The 17,209-nt window shown below is 67.6% G+C and carries 15 protein-coding genes and 2 tRNA genes; 8 read left to right on the forward strand and 9 right to left on the reverse strand.

Annotated features, from left to right (window positions below; all coding sequences use genetic code 11):
* Positions 1–32: 32 nt before the first annotated feature.
* The 4 genes from THPRO_RS11310 to THPRO_RS11325 all read left to right on the forward strand — a co-directional run bounded on the left by THPRO_RS11310 (position 33) and on the right by THPRO_RS11325 (position 3,634).
* Positions 33–1,001 carry a LysR substrate-binding domain-containing protein gene (locus tag THPRO_RS11310; protein WP_052064535.1) on the forward strand — a complete coding sequence of 323 codons (969 nt, stop codon included), beginning with the start codon at positions 33–35 and terminating at the stop codon, positions 999–1,001.
* A gap of 55 nt (positions 1,002–1,056) precedes the next feature.
* A complete protein-coding gene (locus THPRO_RS11315; protein ID WP_038091749.1) occupies positions 1,057–1,329 on the forward strand; it encodes a hypothetical protein in 273 nt (90 codons plus the stop codon).
* A 149-nt stretch (positions 1,330–1,478) separates the two neighbouring features.
* On the forward strand, positions 1,479–2,690 hold the full coding sequence (locus tag THPRO_RS17435; protein WP_052064536.1) for a methyl-accepting chemotaxis protein: 1,212 nt from the start codon (positions 1,479–1,481) through the stop codon (positions 2,688–2,690).
* 23 nt (positions 2,691–2,713) lie between these two features.
* Positions 2,714–3,634, forward strand: coding sequence for a nitrate- and nitrite sensing domain-containing protein (locus THPRO_RS11325; RefSeq protein ID WP_065089659.1), 921 nt, complete (start codon positions 2,714–2,716; stop codon positions 3,632–3,634).
* Between the two features lie 416 nt (positions 3,635–4,050).
* Here THPRO_RS11325 and THPRO_RS11330 read toward each other — a convergent pair.
* Positions 4,051–4,127, reverse strand: a tRNA-Met gene (locus THPRO_RS11330).
* Positions 4,128–4,215: 88 nt separating this feature from the next.
* Here THPRO_RS11330 and THPRO_RS11335 point away from each other — a divergent pair.
* The gene (locus THPRO_RS11335; protein WP_065089660.1) at positions 4,216–7,071 is read left to right on the forward strand and encodes a bifunctional diguanylate cyclase/phosphodiesterase; all 2,856 of its coding nucleotides are present in this window, start codon (positions 4,216–4,218) and stop codon (positions 7,069–7,071) included.
* 10 nt (positions 7,072–7,081) lie between these two features.
* On the opposite strand, the gene ychF is transcribed toward THPRO_RS11335, so the two are convergent.
* From ychF to THPRO_RS11375, 8 genes are all read right to left on the reverse strand, one after another.
* Complete coding sequence (gene ychF, locus THPRO_RS11340) at positions 7,082–8,173, reverse strand: redox-regulated ATPase YchF (protein WP_065089661.1); 1,092 nt, start codon at positions 8,171–8,173, stop codon at positions 7,082–7,084.
* 37 nt (positions 8,174–8,210) lie between these two features.
* Positions 8,211–8,786 (reverse strand): aminoacyl-tRNA hydrolase, encoded by a 576-nt coding sequence (gene pth, locus THPRO_RS11345; RefSeq protein WP_236717304.1) that lies wholly within the window; start codon positions 8,784–8,786, stop codon positions 8,211–8,213.
* Positions 8,787–8,803: 17 nt separating this feature from the next.
* Complete coding sequence (locus THPRO_RS11350; protein ID WP_038091761.1) at positions 8,804–9,442, reverse strand: 50S ribosomal protein L25/general stress protein Ctc; 639 nt, start codon at positions 9,440–9,442, stop codon at positions 8,804–8,806.
* A gap of 114 nt (positions 9,443–9,556) precedes the next feature.
* Positions 9,557–10,495: a ribose-phosphate diphosphokinase gene (locus THPRO_RS11355; RefSeq protein ID WP_038091763.1), complete on the reverse strand. Its 939-nt coding sequence runs from the start codon at positions 10,493–10,495 to the stop codon at positions 9,557–9,559.
* A gap of 48 nt (positions 10,496–10,543) precedes the next feature.
* Positions 10,544–10,618 (reverse strand) — tRNA-Gln (locus THPRO_RS11360).
* 35 nt (positions 10,619–10,653) lie between these two features.
* The gene (ispE, locus tag THPRO_RS11365) at positions 10,654–11,526 is read right to left on the reverse strand and encodes a 4-(cytidine 5'-diphospho)-2-C-methyl-D-erythritol kinase (RefSeq protein ID WP_038091767.1); all 873 of its coding nucleotides are present in this window, start codon (positions 11,524–11,526) and stop codon (positions 10,654–10,656) included.
* Complete coding sequence (lolB, locus tag THPRO_RS11370) at positions 11,523–12,128, reverse strand: lipoprotein insertase outer membrane protein LolB (RefSeq protein WP_052064538.1); 606 nt, start codon at positions 12,126–12,128, stop codon at positions 11,523–11,525. The genes ispE and lolB overlap by 4 nt, the downstream gene beginning before the upstream one ends.
* On the reverse strand, positions 12,125–13,846 hold the full coding sequence (locus THPRO_RS11375) for a tetratricopeptide repeat protein (protein ID WP_052064539.1): 1,722 nt from the start codon (positions 13,844–13,846) through the stop codon (positions 12,125–12,127). The genes lolB and THPRO_RS11375 overlap by 4 nt, the downstream gene beginning before the upstream one ends.
* A gap of 139 nt (positions 13,847–13,985) precedes the next feature.
* Between THPRO_RS11375 and hemA the strand changes: the two genes are divergently transcribed.
* The 3 genes from hemA to prmC are packed head-to-tail and all read left to right on the forward strand — an operon-like array spanning position 13,986 to position 17,204.
* Entirely contained in the window at positions 13,986–15,266 is a 1,281-nt protein-coding gene (gene hemA, locus THPRO_RS11380; protein ID WP_038091772.1) for a glutamyl-tRNA reductase, read from the forward strand.
* On the forward strand, positions 15,263–16,351 hold the full coding sequence (gene prfA / locus THPRO_RS11385) for a peptide chain release factor 1 (protein WP_038091779.1): 1,089 nt from the start codon (positions 15,263–15,265) through the stop codon (positions 16,349–16,351). The genes hemA and prfA overlap by 4 nt, the downstream gene beginning before the upstream one ends.
* Position 16,352: 1 nt before the next feature.
* Positions 16,353–17,204: a peptide chain release factor N(5)-glutamine methyltransferase gene (gene prmC / locus THPRO_RS11390; RefSeq protein WP_038091781.1), complete on the forward strand. Its 852-nt coding sequence runs from the start codon at positions 16,353–16,355 to the stop codon at positions 17,202–17,204.
* Positions 17,205–17,209 lie beyond the last annotated feature (5 nt).

Here is a 17,209-nt window from a genome sequence, read left to right on the forward strand (position 1 = left end):
TGATATCACCTCTCGTGATTAAAGGAAGACCTATGCGCATCAATCCCGAGCAACTCATCACTTTCGCCCATGTGGTGCGCGAGGGCGGTATCGGAGCGGCCGCGCGGGCGCGCCACCTCACCCAGCCCGCGGTCTCCAACCAATTGCGGCAGCTGCAGTCGATCATCGGCGAACCGCTATACCGGCGGCAGGGGCGAGGCATCGCGCTCACCAGCACGGGGCAGCAGCTCTACCGGCACGCGCAGGCGCTGGCCGACGCACTGCAGGAAGCCGAGTCCTTCGCCGCCTCGCTGGCTTCGGTGGACTCGGGACGCGTGCGCATCGCCGCGAGCCAGACCCTCGGCGCCTACATCCTGCCCGCCGCGCTCGCCGAGTTCCGCGAGCATGCACCGCGGATCGAGATCATCCTGGAAAGCCACAACAGCCAGTCGGTTCTCGATCACCTGGAGGCCTGCGACATCGGCCTGATCGAAGGCCCCGTCGGTCACGGCGCTTCCACCGCGCACTTCACCGCACAACCGCTCGGCAGCGACACCATCGTCGCCGTGGTGCCCAGCGGGCACCGGCTCGCCAGTCGCCGCACGCTCGCCCTAGGCGACGTGGCCGACGAGCCGATCATCCTGCGCGAGGCCGGATCGGGCACACGCGAACTGGTCGAGGCCGCCTTCGAGCAGGCCGGCATCACGCCACGCGTCAGCATGACGCTTGCCGGCGTCGCTGCGGTGATCGAGGCGGCGCGGCAAGGCCTCGGCATCGGTTTCCTGTCCGCGCTCGCCCTGCGTCACGAGGGCGGGCATGTGGTCGGCATCCCGCTGCGACCGGGCCTTCGCCGCAGGCTGACCCTGCTGACCGCCAACCGTCCGTCGCGCGCCGCCGAGCGCTTCATCGATTTCCTCAAGGACTTTCTCGCGCGCACGCCCGCCGCGCCCACCATGCAGCAGCCGGGCGCGGACGCCGGCCCGAGTGACGGCTTCGAACCTGCCAGCCACGACCCGTCATGACCCTGGCCCAGGCTGTGCTATAGATTTAGCAGGCCAGCCGGACCGAGAGGACACGATGCCAAACGACCGCGCAGAAGACCGACACCCCGGCCAGCCCTCGGCCACGCCGAAGGCTCTCGTCGCGCCGCACAGCGATCAGCTGATGGCCGAGCGGCTGCTGCTGGAAACACTCCCAAGGCCGCAGCCGGCACCCGAGGCCGGCCGGCGCGAACGCCCGCCGGGCGAATGGCCCGAGCCTCTCCAGCGCGAAATGGACCTTGCGATCGTAACCACCTTCTTCAGCGCCGGCGTGATTGGCCTGTTCCTGTGGATGGCCGGGCTGTTCTGAGCCGCCAACGCACCCATCGGGTGCGCGCGCGCCGTACAATGCACCTTTTTTGCGCATTATCCAGGCATAAGCCATGCGGATGAGATCGCCGCGCATGGCCTGGCAATTGCTTCACTTCTCCCGTACCCCTTTGTGCACGGGAGATCCCGATGTCCAAAACCGTCGCCCCTCTGGGCGAGCGCTTTCTGAGAAGGCTACCAACCGGCCTGCAGCTCGCGCTCATCGCCTGCCTCCTGCTGTTTCCGATCGGTGATTTGCTGATCGCCGAGGACTTCGCAATCCCCCCCGATACCGCCGCGATGAGCGGCGTGCTCGCGCTGCTTGCCCTCGGTCTGTATCTGACGACCTGCTGGATACGCGGCCGGCTGCAGACCCAGCGTCAGCTCGCGCAGGCGCTGGCCGCCGTGGCGGAAGGTCGTTTCGATACCCGGCTGCCGACCCGCGGCATCGACGACCGGCGGGCGCTCTTGATCGCCTTCAACGACATGGCGCGCAGCGTGCAGCGGCTCAACGCCCGCACCGCCGCCGCGCTGGAGGAGGTCACTCACGCCGTGGGCGAACTGCAATCGAGTGCAAACCGGGTGGACGAAGGCACCGCGCGCCAGCGCGACGCCGCCACCTCGACCGCCGCCGCGATGGAAGAGATGAGCACCAGTCTCGGCGAGGTGGCGGAACAGACCCGTGATGCCGAACAGCGCGCCTCGGACGCCAGCGATCTCGCCCATCGTGGCGGCCAGACCCTGACCGAGACCACCACGGGCATCGCGGCGCTGGCCCAAAGCATTCACGGCACGGCGCAGGCGATGAATGCGCTGCGCGAACGCTCGAACGAGATTTCCGAGGTCTCGAAGCTGATTCGCAGCATCGCGGAACAGACCAACCTGCTGGCGCTCAACGCCGCCATCGAGGCCGCGCGCGCCGGCGAGGAAGGCCGCGGCTTCGCGGTCGTCGCCGACGAGGTGCGCAACCTGGCGCTGCGCTCGCGCAGCTCGGCGGACACCATCACCCAGATCATCGGCGGCATCCAGGACGACGTCCGCCACGCGGTCGGGCAGATGGACGAGGCCCAGCACGCCGCGGACGCCAATGTCAGCCATATCGGCAGCGTGGTCGAATCGCTCAACGACATTCACCAGCGCGTGCGCGCCGCCCTCGACGGCGTGCATCAGATCGCCGTGAACACCCGCCAGCAGACCGAGGTCAGCACGGAAATCGCGCGTCACGTCGAGCACATCTCCGGCAGCGCATGGACCAACAGCGAAGCCGCCCACGAAACCGCCCAGGTCGCGGCCTACCTGGACCAGCTCGCACAGGGACTGCACGATGCCCTGGCGGGACCGCGCGAGCCACGCGCGGCCTGAACACTCACGGGAGACCTGTCGACATGAATGCGTTTCACGCACTGCTGATCCCCGGTCTAGCCATCGCCAGCGCGGGGCTGGCCCTGGGCGTCCTGCGCGCGCGTCGCGCCGAATCACCGGCCCGGCGCAGCCGGCGGGGCATCGCATTGAACATGACCCTACGCAGCCTGCTGCACGATCTGCAGATGCATCGCGGCATGGCGAGCATCCTGCTCAACGGCGACAACGCCTTCGGCGCCCGCCTGCAGGCCAAACAGGCCGACATCCAGCGCGCGCTCACCACCCTGGCCGACGGCAAGTCGTGCTCCGATCTGCTGGCGCCCGTGCGCATCGAAGCCCTGACAACCAGCTGGTCCACCCTGCGCGGGCGCGTGCTCAAGCTGTCGCCCGCGCAGAGCTTCGCCGCGCACAGCACGCTGATCCAGGAGGTCCTGCATCTGATCTCGGACGTCGCCGAACGCAGCCAGCTCGATGCCGGCTCGCCGGTATCGGCCTCGCTGAGCGATATGCTCTGGCGTCGCCTGCCGGAGGCGGCCGAGGGTATCGGCAAGGCACGCGCCATCGGCTCGGGCATCGCCGCCGCCGGACAGGCGAACGGCGTCGAACGCATACGGCTGCGCTTCCTGGTGACGCATATCCGCAGCGGGCTCAAGGCGATACAACTAGCCGTCGGCCAGCACGATGGACAGCTCAGTCTCGAGACCCGGCAGGCCGCGGCCAAGGCCCAGGCCCAGACCGCCCAGTTGCTGTCGGTGATCGAAGCCGATCTGGTCGAGGCCGAGCGCCCCGGCATCGACGCCGAGCGTTATTTCGCGGCCGCGACGGAAGCGCTGGAAGCGCTCTACCGGGTCTACGATGCGGCATCGGCATCCTTGGCGCAGCCTTCGCACGCGGGCGACGCCTCCGGCCCCTCGCTCGACGGCGCCGAGGCGCGCGCGGCGTAAGCCGAATCCGCGCCGGTCGGAGGATCGGTCGCCTGAAGCGCCGCGAAGGCGCGGTCGGCGGCTTGGCGTGCGGCGACCACGGCCGCGTAGGCGCCGTCGAGCTCCGGGCCAGCCCCCCGCCGTTTTCGGCACACCAGATAGGCTGCCTCTCGCTCCCGCAATACGGCCTCCGCCTGCCTGAGCCGCTCCAGCCACCGCCTGCGCTGTCGGTACATGCCCACAATCCCGCGTCCGTCGTCCCGGATTGGCGCCACGCTATGCAATTTCGGCGTGCGCGGGCCAGCGCCGAACGCCTCGGGCATGACCCAGCTCAAGACTGGACGGCCAAGACTGGACGGCTTGGATGTGTCGCCGCATGGGCGTATTTTGGAAGATGGGACGCAGCGGAACAAGGCTGGATCGGGAGGGGGCAAAGATGGTGGCTATGGGTGGATTCGAACCACCGACCCCAGCATTATGAGTGCTGTGCTCTAACCAGCTGAGCTACATAGCCTTCAAGGCGAAGGCGGGGATTTTCTGCAACCGCTCCCGCCATGTCAAGTCCGCAGGCGCTCGCTCGGCAATGAGGGGGTCAGTAAGGCATGGGCAACATACCTTATAACGACGCCATGCACCGTCGCATGCTGCAGACGCTGCTCGCGCCGGTGGACAGACATTGGCTGCGCACCTTCGCGCTGTTCTTTCTGCCGGTGGCGCTTGCCTGCGCGCTCGTGCTTGGCGCATTCCACCTGCAGGACCGCCATGCGGAAGAGCGCAGGGCCGCGCTGGGCGAACAGGCATCCATCGCGCTCGCGCTCTCGCGCATCCACCGCGACTTCGAATCGGCTGTGGGCGATCTGCTCATTCTCAGCCAGCGGGCCGACCTGCAGGCGCTGGCCGCTCATCCCGCCCCCGGACTGCGCCTGCTGATCGACCGCGAATTCGAGACCTTCGCCCGCCAGAAACGCCTCTACGGCCAGATATGCCTGCTCGATCGCGACGGCCACGAACTGAGCCGCGTCATCTATCATGCCGGCGCCACCCGCATCGCCCCGCCGGACGAATTGCTCGACAAGGGCGCCAGCGCAACCTTTCAGCGCATCGCACACCTCGGCGCCGGCAGCATCTTCGTATCGGATCTGATGAATCCGAGCACGCACGGAGGTCCCGCCCCCGGCCCCCCGGTCATCCGCCTGATCACGCCGGTCACGGATGCTTCGGGGCGGGTGCTGGGGCATCTCGCGCTGGATTACCTCGGCGACCGGCTGATCGAACAGGTGCGCGACGAACTGACGGGCGTGGGACGCGAAGTCTATCTGTTCACGCGCACCGGCGAATGGCTGCATCGGTCAACGCCCGGCACCCGCCCGCCGATTTCGTCGCGCATTCTCAACACGCTCGCCTGGACACGCGCCACGCCGGGCACGATCAGCCAGCGTTTCGAGCCGCCGGGACTGCTGAGCCATACCACGATCCATCCCCTGAACGAGGTTGCGAGCCAGATGGGCGCAGACAGCGGCGCCGTGATCGGCCCGCTCATCGACGGCGCCGAGGGGCCTGTCTGGCAACTGGTCTCCTTCGTCGGCGCGCGTACGCTGACCGAAGCCAGCCATCAGCGCGGCATGAGCTTCCTGTACGCCTATCTCTGGCTGATGGCGATCTGGTTCGTCGTCAGCGCCTATCTGACCGGCATCCGGCGGGCCAGCCGACGCGCGCATGCGATAGCCGAACGGCTGTCCAGCGTGGTCGAACAAACCAGCGACGTGGTCTACATCACCGACGCCAACGGCCACATCCAGTACGTCAATCCGAGTTTCGAACGGGTGACCGGCTACACGCACGAGGAAGCCCTCGGCCAGAATCCGCGGCTGCTGCGCTCAGGACGTCACGACGAACGCTTCTACCGGCGCCTCTGGCGCACCCTGCGCAGCGGCGAATCCTTCCATGACATCGTCATCAACCGCACGCGTGCCGGCTCGCTGTATTACGAGCAGAAAACCATCAGTCCGCTGCGCGACGGCCGCGGACGCATCAGCCATTTCGTCTCGACCGGCAAGGACATCACCGCGCAGATGCGCGCCCAGCAGCGCCTGCAGCGACTGGCCTTCTACAACCCGCTGACCGGACTGCCCAACCGCCATCTGTTCCGCGACCGTCTGCAGCGCCTGATCACGCAAGGCTCCCGCGCGCACAGTCACGTCGGACTCATGTTCATCGACCTCGACCATTTCAAGCACATCAACGACAGCCTGGGGCACGACGCCGGCGACACCCTGCTCAAGCAGGTGGCGGACCGCCTGCGCCTTGGCGTTCGCGAAAGCGATACCATCGCGCACCTCGGCGGCGATGAATTCACCGTGATCCTGGGCGACCTGGGCGACACTGCGGCCGCGGCCGCAGCCGCGGTGGCCGAGAAGATACTCGACGCCCTGCACAAGCCCTTCCGCATCAAACGCCAGGAGGTCTTCGTAGGCGCCTCGATCGGTATCGCACTCTACCCCGAAGACGCGACCGAACTCGACGATCTGATCAAACATGCCGACACGGCGATGTACCATGCCAAGCACCAGGGGCGAAACCGCTACGCCTTCTATTCCGGCGAGATGACCGCCAAGGTCACCCGCCGGCTGAATCTGGAAATCGCCCTGCGCCACGCCCTGCAACGCAACGAGTTCGTCAACCATTACCAGCCGATTTTCGACCTGCGCAGCGAACGGATGATCGGTGTCGAAGTGCTGCTGCGCTGGCAGCCGCCCGGCAAGGCGCTGCAGGCGCCGACGGCGCTGGTGCCGGTGCTAGAGGAAACCGGTCTGATCCGGCAGGTCACGCGGCAATTGTTCATGGAAGCGGCGCAGACGCTGCTGGGGCTGGGGGAAAGGGCTGCGCCGCTGTACGCGAGCCTCAATCTGTCCGCCCGCGAGTTTCTCAGCGGCGACATCGTCGCCGCGTTCCGGGAGGTGCTGGCCAGCAGCGGCCTGCCCGGCCACAGGCTGGTCGTGGAGATCACGGAATCGCTGCTGATGGAACGCACGCCCGGCGTGGCCAAGGCTCTGCAGGGGCTGCGCGACCTCGGCATCCGCATCGCGGTGGACGACTTCGGCACCGGCTACTCATCCCTCGGCTATCTGCGCGAGCTGCCGATCGACATACTCAAGATCGACCGCGCCTTCCTCGAAGGCGTGCCGGACAACCACGGCGACAAGGCGCTGGTCACCGCCATTATCGCCATGGCGCACAGCCTCGGGATGCGCGTGGTGGCCGAGGGTGTCGAGAGCATCGAGCAGGAAGCCTTTCTGCGCAAACTGGATTGCGATGCGGTGCAAGGCTACCGCTACGGCAAGCCGGTACCGGCGGGTGCGCTCGACACGCTGCTACCGCCGCCCGGACGACCCGACCCCGATCCTGGCACAAGGACCCGACGCGGCAGCGCGAGCTTTCACGTGGTGCCGCGCGGTTGAACCCCCGCCGTCAGACGTTGAAGCGGAAGTGGACGACGTCGCCTTCCTGCATGACGTAATCCTTGCCTTCCAGCCGCCATTTGCCGGCATCCTTGGCGCCTTGTTCGCCACCACAGGCTACGAAATCAGCATAGGCGACGACCTCGGCGCGAATGAAGCCTTTTTCGAAGTCTGTGTGGATGCGCCCCGCGGCCTGCGGGGCGGTGGAACCCGCAATGATGGTCCAGGCGCGGACTTCCTTGACCCCCGCAGTGAAATACGTCTGCAGGCCAAGCAAGCGGTAACCGGCACGGATCACGCGATCCAGACCAGGCTCCTGCAGCCCCATTTCGGACAGAAACTCGGCCTTGTCGGCCTCGTCCAGCTGGGCGATTTCGGCCTCGATGGCCGCACACACGGCGACCACCTCGGCGCCTTCGGTCGCCGCCAGCTCGCGCACACGGTCGAGCATCGGATTGTTTTCGAAGCCGTCCTCGGAGACGTTGGCGATATACAGCGTCGGCTTGAGCGTGATGAGGTGCAGCTCTTCCAGCGCCTCGATTTCATCGGCCTCCAGCGGCAATGTGCGCGCCGGCAAGCCCTGATTGAGGTGGGCCTGCAGGCGCTCGAATACCTGCAGTTGCGTGGTGGCCGCCTTGTTGCCCGACTTGGCGTTGCGCGCCACGCGCTGCACCGCGCGGGTCACCGTGTCCATGTCCGCCAGCACCAGCTYGGTGGTAATGACCTCGATGTCCTCCAGCGGGTCGACCTTGCCGGCAACGTGGATGACGTCGTCGTTCTCGAAACAGCGCACCACATGCGCGACCGCATCGGTCTCGCGGATATGGGCGAGAAACTGGTTGCCCAGCCCTTCTCCCTGGGATGCGCCGGCGACCAGGCCGGCGATATCCACGAACTCCATCGTGGTCGGCACGACCCGCTCGGGCGATACGATGGCGGCCAGCTCGGCCAGCCGGGGATCCGGCACCGCCACCACGCCGACATTGGGATCGATGGTGCAGAAGGGATAGTTTTCGGCCTGGATGCCGGCCTTGGTCAACGCATTGAACAGGGTCGACTTGCCGACGTTCGGAAGCCCTACGATGCCGCACTTGAAACCCATGAGCGTGGTGATCCTGTCGGTGGTTGTATAAGCCGCGTCAGCGGGTGTGCAACGTCTTCATCGCGCGCTCGCCGGCACCGGCAATGAGTTCGGGCAATGCGTCTGCCGCGGCCGCGATCGCTTCGTCGATCCGCTGCTGTTCGTCGCGGCCCGGCCGCCCGAGCACGTAGTCGATCACCTGGTCGCGATGACCGGGATGACCCACGCCGATGCGCGCGCGCCAGAAATCGCGGCCCGAGTGACCGAATATGTCACGCAGGCCATTGTGACCGCCATGCCCGCCGCCGAATTTGAAGCGCACATCTCCCGGGGGCAGATCGATCTCGTCGTGCGCGACCAGCACCTCGGCTGGCGGAATCTTGTAGAACGCCGTCAACTGGGCAAGCGATTGCCCGCTGCGGTTCATGAAGGTGGTCGGCTTGAGCAGCCAGACTTCGCGGCCTTCGATACGCGCCCGCCCGACCTCGCCCGAGAAGCGGGTTTCGGCACGCAGCGTGGCGCCATGACGACGAGCCAGCTCGTCAAGGAACCAGAACCCGGCATTGTGCCGGGTTCTGTCGTACTGCGGCCCCGGATTGCCCAGGCCCACGATCAGGCTCAGTGGGTCCGACACCGCCCGGCGCCCCGCGATCAGGCTTCGCCGCCCTCGTCACCCTCGGCGGCCGCATCCTCGGCGGCGTCGGCGGCGCTGACGCGCTGCGGGTGAATCGCCACGACCGCCTGGTCATGACCTTCGCCGTGGCTCAGTTCGACCAGGCTGACGCCGGCCGGCAGCTTGAGTTCGGTGAGATGGATGGCGGCATTGAGCTCCAGAGCACCGAGATCGACCTCGATGAATTCGGGCAAATCACGCGGCAGGCAGCTGATCTCGACTTCCACCATGTGGTGGTTGACCATGCCGCCGGCCTTGACGCCCGGCGCGGTGGCCTCGTTGACGTAGTGCAGCGGCACATGCACGCGCACCGGGGTATCCTCGTTCACGCGCAGCAGGTCGAAATGCAGCACCATCGGCTGCGCCGGGTGGCGCTGCAGGGCACGCAGAATGGCCTTTTCCTCGCTGCCGTCGAGCTTCACCGTCAGGACGTGCGAATAGAAGGCGTCGTTCTCCAGCTGCTTGTTGAGCACCCGCGCCTCAAGGCTGATGGCGGCGGGTTCCTTGTCCCCGCCGTAGATGATCCCCGGTACACGGCCGGTCCGACGCAGGCGGCGGCTCGCACCTTTCCCCTGGTCGTCGCGCCGTTCGGCGATGAGTTCGAAACTGTCAGTCATTGTTGGCTCCAACGTTAGCAATAGGACCGCCTGGGCGGCCGTCATGTCCCCGCGACCAGGGACATCTCTCCCGGCGGACGAACCTTCGCCCGCCGTCTTGCGGCCTTGCGGCCGCTAATCCATGAACAGGGTGCTGACCGATTCCTCGCGGTTGATCCGGTGGATGGTCTCGGCCAGCACGCCGGCGACGCTGAGCTGGCGAATCTTGTCGCAAGCCTCGGCCTCCGGAGTCAGCGGAATCGTGTCGGTGACCACGAGTTCGTCGAGCTCCGAGCCGGACACATTGTCGATCGCCGGCCCCGACAGCACCGCGTGAGTGGCGTAGGCGACGACACGAGATGCGCCATGGGCCTTGAGCGCCTTGGCGGCCTGGCACAGCGTACCCGCGGTATCGACCATGTCGTCGACGATCAGGCAGGTCTTGCCGACGACGTCGCCGATGATATGCATCACCTGGGCGACATTGGCGCGCGGACGGCGCTTGTCGATGATCGCCAGTTCCGCATCGTCGAGCCGCTTGGCCAGCGCCCGGGCGCGCACCACGCCGCCGACATCGGGCGATACCACGATCAGGTTGTCGTATTTCTGCCGCCACACGTCGCCGAGCAGCACCGGCGAGGCGTAGATGTTGTCCACCGGCACGTCGAAGAAGCCCTGTACCTGGTCGGCATGCAGGTCGACGGTCAGGATGCGATTGGCTCCGCCGACGGTAAGCATGTTGGCGACCACCTTCGCGGAGATCGGCACGCGCGCCGAGCGCACCCGGCGGTCCTGCCGGCCGTAGCCCATGTAGGGAATGACCGTGGTGATGCGCCAGGCCGACGCGCGACGCAGCGCATCGACCATGATGAGCAGTTCCATCAGGTTGTCGTTGGTCGGGCGGCAGGTCGGCTGGACGATGAACACGTCCTTGCCACGCACGTTCTCCAGGATTTCCACCTGGATCTCGCCATCGCTGAAGCGCCCGACCAGGGCCTTGCCCAGCGGTATGTTAAGGTGTTGTACGACCTTCTCGGCAAGCCTGGGGTTGGCGTTCCCCGAGAAGACCATCATCCTGCTGGTTTCGGATACAGACACGGCGACGGCTGCTCTACTGTTGACTGGCTGGGCCGCCAGGATTCGAACCTGGGAATGCCGGGATCAAAACCCGGTGCCTTACCGCTTGGCGACGGCCCAATGAAAAAATATCCAATGAATTGAAATAATCGCCCTCAGGCGGCCCCTTCGTCCACGGACATCCTGCGTAGACGGTCCTGCAGGGGAGAGGTGTTGCACCCCCGCGCGACGAATCCGCTCCACTCTCCGGGCAACGCGCGCAGCGCGTCCCGCGCCGAGGCTTCGTCCGCGAAGGCGGCGAAGACACAGGCCCCGGTCCCGGTCAAACGGGCCGGCGCATATGCCGACAGCGCATCCAGCACCTGCGCCACCGCGGGATACCGCGCGCGCGCCACCGGCTCGAAGACGTTGCCACCGGCCCCGGACAGAAAGTCGCGTATTGTGAGCGGCACGCAATCGCGTGTCAATTTGGGGTCGGCGAACAGTTCGGCGGTGGCGATGGCGACCGTCGGCCTGACCACCGCGTACCAGGGCACAGGCAGGTCCGGCAGCGGCGTCAGGCGCTCGCCCACGCCCTCCGCCCAGGCGGCGAAGCCGTGCACGAACACCGGCACGTCGGCGCCCAGGCGCAGCCCCAGCTGCGCCAGATCGTCCGTCGTCAGGCCCGCGCGCCAGAGCGCGTTCAGCGCCACCAGCACGGTGGCCGCGTCCGAACTGCCGCCGCCCAGCCCGCCGCCCATCGGCAGACGTTTGCGCAGTCGCAGGCGCACGCCCTCGCGCAATCCGGTTTCCTGCAGCAACAGCCGCGCCGCACGCACGCAGAGATCGTCGGCCTCCGGCAGATCGCGCGGTCCCTCCGCGCGACTCACCTGCCCGCCCGGGCGCGATTCGAAAGCCAGCGAATCGCCGTAATCGAGGAACTGAAACACGGTCTGCAGCAAGTGATAGCCGTCGGCGCGGCGACCGATGATATGCAGGAACAGATTGAGCTTGGCCGGCGCGGGCCAGCTCTCGCTCACACGGCTCATCCCCTGTCGTCCCACTGATTGACCACCACCACCAGCCGCACATCACCGTGCGTCATCACCACCCGCATCGGACGCGCGTTGACGGTATCGTAGTCGTAATCCTGGTAACGCAGATCCCAGCCACTTTGCCGAAGCTGCGCCAAACGGCCGCGGCCGTCCAGGCGGCGCGCCTCGACCGGCATGCCGGGCACCGGTACGCCGCGAATCCAGTAGCGCAGCCCCGAAACCGGCAAGGACCAGCCAAGCGCTCGTTTCATCAGCCCGGCAGCCGAAGACGCCCGGTAGCTTCTGCCACGATCGTCGCGCAACGTCACGTCGCCGGGGCGGCCGGCCAGCACCGCGACCGTCCGCCCGAGGGGATCGTAGATATCGATATGATAGCGATCGTCGGCCTCGCGCCAGCGCAGCCCGGCACTCCAGCCGCGATGACCGACCCTGAGGCCGAAGCTGCCATCGAGCGACCATTGCGTGCCGGCCAGGATCGCCGCTTCGTGACGATGCCAAGCCGCCTCTTCTGTCCCTTGCGGCAGGCTCGGCAGATTGGCGCAGCCCGCGAGCGTCAGCGCCAAGCCCAGCGCCGCGATCCCGCGGAATACCCTCATAGGCCCAGCCGGCGCTTGACCGCTGTGAGCTTGGGATCGCCCGGATGGGCCTTGAGCGCCTTGCCGAGCAGCTTGCTCGCCTGCCCGCGATCGCCCGAAGCCGCCAGCACCTCGATCAGATGGGCGGCAACCTCGGGGTCCGGGAAGCTGGCATAGGCCCGCTCAAGATAGCGGCGCGCCTGCGCGTAGTGTTTGAGCTTGAACTGCACCCAACCCATGCTGTCGAGGATCGCAGGATCGTCCGGCTTGAGCGCCAGCGCGCGCTGGATGTAGCCCAGCGCTTCGGCATAACGGTCGGTCTGGTCCGCCAGCATGTACCCCAGCGCGTTGAGCGCGGCCGCGTCCCGCGGATTCTCCTGGGTCACACGCGTCAGATCGGCTTCGGCCTGCCCGAGATCGCCGAGGCTGTCGGCGATCAGCGCGCGGGCGTAGAGCAGACGGGCCGCGCCAGGGTATTCGTGCAGCGCCTTGTTGTAGAGCTTGAGCGCGGTGGGCGCATCGTCCGCCTGTTGCAGCAACTCGCCCTCGACCAGATACAGTTCGACCTTCTGCTGCTTGTCGGACACGCTGGCGCGCAGTTCGCTCAGGTATTCGCGCGCCTGGTCGAGGTCGCCCTGACGCGCAAGGATGTAGGCAATACGCACCTGCGCGTCGAACAGGTATTCGCCGGCATCGACGTTCGCGTAGTGATCCAGCGCGGACTCCATGTTGCCGCCGCGTTCCGCTATGCGGCCGAGAAAATACTGCGTGGCCGAAACGTGATAGCCGGCCTTGGATACGCGCCGCAGGTAACGCGCGGCCTCGCGATCGTGCTTGAGCTCGAAATCCAGCAGCCCCAGCGTGTACAACACATCCGGGTTGTGGGGATCGCGCTTGAGCAGCCAGTGAAACTGGCGGCGGGCCTCGTCGTACGACTTGGCGCTCACCAGCAGCCGCGCATAGGCCAGGCGCAGGGCCACGCTGTCCGGCGTGCGCTTGAGGGCCTCGCCCAGCAGGTCGAGCGCCTGATCCGAGTGTCCCAGCGCCATCAGCGACTGCGCCTTGAGGCTCAGCGCCTGGTCGAAGTGCGGTTGCAGTGCAAGCGCGTGCCCGGCGGCATCGAGGGCGGTGGCCGGCGCGCCCAGCTGCAGGGCCATCATGCCGTAGGCGTACTGCGCACCCGCCTGCTCGGGGTAGTCGCCGACCAGCCGATGCATGACCGGTAGCGCCGTCGCGCCCTCGACGGTTTGCGCCAGCAGGGCACCGACCAGCAGCAGTGCGCGCTCGGGTTTCTGACCGCTACGTTTGACGAAACGGGCGAGATGCAAGGCCGCCTGATCGATGTCGCCCCGGCGCGCATAGAGAATGCCGAGCGCCTGCTGCGGCCGGGCATCGTCCGGCGCCAGCGCTGCCCAGCGGCGCGCGGCTTCCAGCGCGACCGCCTCGTCGTGCAGGTAGGTGGCCACCTCCATCGTGCGTCTCGCCAGCGCCGGATCGGGCAGTTCGTTCATCGCCTCGCGGTAATACCGGATCGCCGTCTTGGCGTCGCCCGCCTGTCCGGCCATCTCGGCGGCCAGCACGTCGTACATGGCCCGGCTGGACGGTGTCGGCTTGAACGGCCCGGCGGCCACCTGGGCCGACGTCGCCGCGGATTGCGCGCCGCCGGGCGCGCGCAGGCTGGCGCAGCCGCTCAACACAAGACCGGCCACGGCCGGCGCCAAGACCCACAATCGCTTCATTTGTCGCTCCGCACATCCTGGCCACGCCAGACCGCAACATCATAACGGTTCGGGGACGATTGCGCCGCACAGTTAATGGCGCTTGTAATAGACTGATGCATCCAGCAGAATTTTTTGTTCGCCCAAGCAACCAGCATCTATGTCGCTCATCACGATCGGGGTCAATCACAAGACAGCACCCGTCAGTGTGCGCGAGAAGGTGGTCTTCGCCCCCGAGCAGATGAGCGACGCGCTGCGAGACCTGGCGCGCCTGCCCGGCCTCGACGAGGCCGCCATCCTCTCGACCTGCAATCGCACCGAACTATATTGCAGCGTGCATGACCCGCGCCACGAAGCCGAACTCGTGCGCTGGTTGGGCGAATACCACCACCTCGACGGCGGCGCCCTGCGGCCCTTCATCTATGAATTCTCCGATACCGAGGCGGTGCGCCACGCCATTCGCGTGGCCAGCGGCCTGGATTCGCTGGTCATCGGCGAGCCGCAGATTCTCGGCCAGCTCAAGACCGCCTACAGCGCCGCCGCCGCACAGGGCACGCTGGGCAAACTGCTGCGCCGGCTGTTCCAACATGCCTTCGCGGTGGCCAAGCACGTGCGCACGGACACCGCCATCGGCAGCAGCGCGGTGTCGGTCGCCTTCGCCGCGGTCACGCTGGCCCGGCAGATTTTCGGCGACATCGGCGAACAGCGCGCGCTGCTCATCGGTGCGGGCGAGACCATCGAACTGGTCGCTCGTCATCTGCGCGGCGTCGGCATCCGCGAGCTGACCGTGGCCAACCGCACACCGGAGCGCGCGGAAGCGCTGGCCCGCGAGTTCGAGGCGCGCGCCATCACCCTGTCCGACATCGGCCAGGTGCTGCACGAGGCCGACATCGTCATCGCCTCCACCGCCAGCCCGGTGCCCATACTCGGCAAGGGCGCGGTCGAACGCGCCATCCGCCAGCGGCGGCGCAAACCGGTGTTCATGGTCGACCTCGCGGTGCCGCGCGACATCGAAAGCGAGGTAGGCGAACTCAACGACGTCTACCTCTACACGGTGGACGACCTGCAGGAAGTCGTTGCGCAGAACCTCGCCTCGCGCCAGGAGGCCGCCACCGAGGCCGAAAGCATCGTCGACGTGCAGACCGAGCACTTCATGGGCTGGCTGCGCGCCCAGGACGCGGTGGAGCTGATCCGCGGCTACCGCGACCGCGCCGAACGCGCGCGCCAGGACGTGCTGGCCAAGGCCCGCCGCCAGCTCGGCCAGGGTCGACCACCCGAGGAAGTGCTGGAATTCCTCGCCGAAACCCTGACCAACAAGCTGACCCATGAACCCACCACCAGCCTGCACCAGGCCGCGCGCGACGGTCGCACCGAATTGATCGGCGCCGCCTGCGAGCTGCTCAAGCTGCCGCGCCTGCTCAACGACAAGCCGAAACCGTGAAACCCAGCATCGACCAGAAACTGCAGGCGCTGACCGAGCGTCACGCCGAGATCGCCGCCCTGCTCGCGGACCCGGAAACCATCCAGGCGCAGGACCGATTTCGCCAACTGTCCATCGAGTATGCCCAGCTCGAGCCGCTGGTGGCCGACTACCGCCGCTTCCATGCCGCCCAGGACGATCTCGAGGCCGCACGCACCCTGCTCGACGAGCCCGACCCCGCGATGCGCGAAATGGCACGCGAGGAAATCGCCGCCGCCGAACAGCGCGTCGAGACGCTCGAACAGCAGCTCAAGCTGCATCTGATACCCGTCGACCCCTACGACACCAGCAACTGCTTCCTGGAAATCCGTGCCGGTACCGGCGGCGACGAGGCGGCCTTGTTCGCCGGCGACCTCTATCGCATGTACCTGCGTTACGCGGAATCGCACGGCTGGCGGGTCGAGGCGCTGAGCGAACACGAGGGCGAGCACGGCGGCTACAAGGAGATCATCGCGCGCATCATCGGCCAGGGCGTGTATTCGCGGCTCAAGTTCGAGTCGGGCGCCCATCGCGTGCAGCGCGTGCCGGCGACCGAATCCCAGGGCCGCATCCACACCTCGGCGGCCACCGTGGCCGTGATGCCCGAGGTCGACGAGGTCGAGGCCCAGGAGATCAATCCCGCCGACCTGCGCGTCGACACCTTCCGCGCCTCCGGGGCCGGCGGGCAGCACGTCAACAAGACCGACTCGGCCATCCGCATCACCCACCTGCCCAGCGGCATCGTGGTCGAATGCCAGGACGAGCGCTCGCAGCACAAGAACCGCGCCCGCGCGATGAGCCTGCTCGCCGCGCGGCTGCTGGAAGGCGAACGCAGCAAGCAGGCCGCGGAACAGGCCGCCACGCGCAAGAGCCTGATCGGCAGCGGCGACCGCTCCGAGCGCATCCGCACCTACAACTTCCCGCAGGGCCGGGTCACCGATCACCGCATCAACCTGACCCTGTACAAGCTGGACGACATCATCGCCGGCCAGCTCGACGAGGTGATCGAGCCTTTGATCAGCGAATACCAGGCGGACCAACTCACCGCGCTCGGCCTGGACGACTGAGGTGGCGCCGGGCGTCCGCTACGACGCGGCCCTCGCCGATGCCGCCCGCAGGCTCGCATCCATCGCGGACAGCCCGCGGCTCGAGGCCGAACTGCTGCTGGCGCATGCGCTCGGACGCGACCGCAGCCATCTGCACGCCTGGCCCGAACGCACCCTCTGCGGCGACGCGCGAACCGCCTTCGAGGACCTGATCGCAAGGCGCCTGCGCGGCACGCCGCTCGCCTATCTCACCGGGGAACGCGAATTCTGGTCCTTGCGCCTGCACGTCGCACCCGGCGCGCTGATCCCCCGCCCGGAGACCGAGCGACTGGTCGAGCAGGCGCTGAGCCGCCTGCCTGCGGGACACCCGCCGTGCCTCGCGGACCTCGGCACCGGCTCCGGGGCGATCGCGCTGGCGCTGGCAAGCGAGCGCCCGGACGCGCGCATCGTCGCCACCGACCGCTCGGAGACGGCGCTCGAGATCGCCCGCGGCAACGCCCGGCGTCTGAACCTGCCGGTCGAGTTCCGCGCCGGCGACTGGCTGGACGCGCTGCCGGCGGACGCACGCTACGACCTGATCGTGTCCAACCCGCCGTATATCGCCGAGGGCGATCCCCATCTGACGCGCGGCGACCTGCCGGCCGAACCGCCCGAGGCGCTCGCCTCGGGGCCTGACGGGCTCGACGCGATCCGGCGGATCGTCGCCGACGCGCCGTCCAGGCTGCGTCCGGGCGGCTGGCTGCTGCTGGAACACGGCTTCGACCAGGGCGCGGCGGTGCGGGCGCTGCTCGAGGATGCCGGCCTGGTCGAGGTGGCCACGCTGCGCGACCTGGAAAACCGCGAACGGGTCAGCGAGGCGCGTCGCCCGGCGTGACCCGC

This window comes from Acidihalobacter prosperus, assembly GCF_000754095.2.
Taxonomy (GTDB): Bacteria; Pseudomonadota; Gammaproteobacteria; order DSM-5130; family Acidihalobacteraceae; genus Acidihalobacter; species Acidihalobacter prosperus.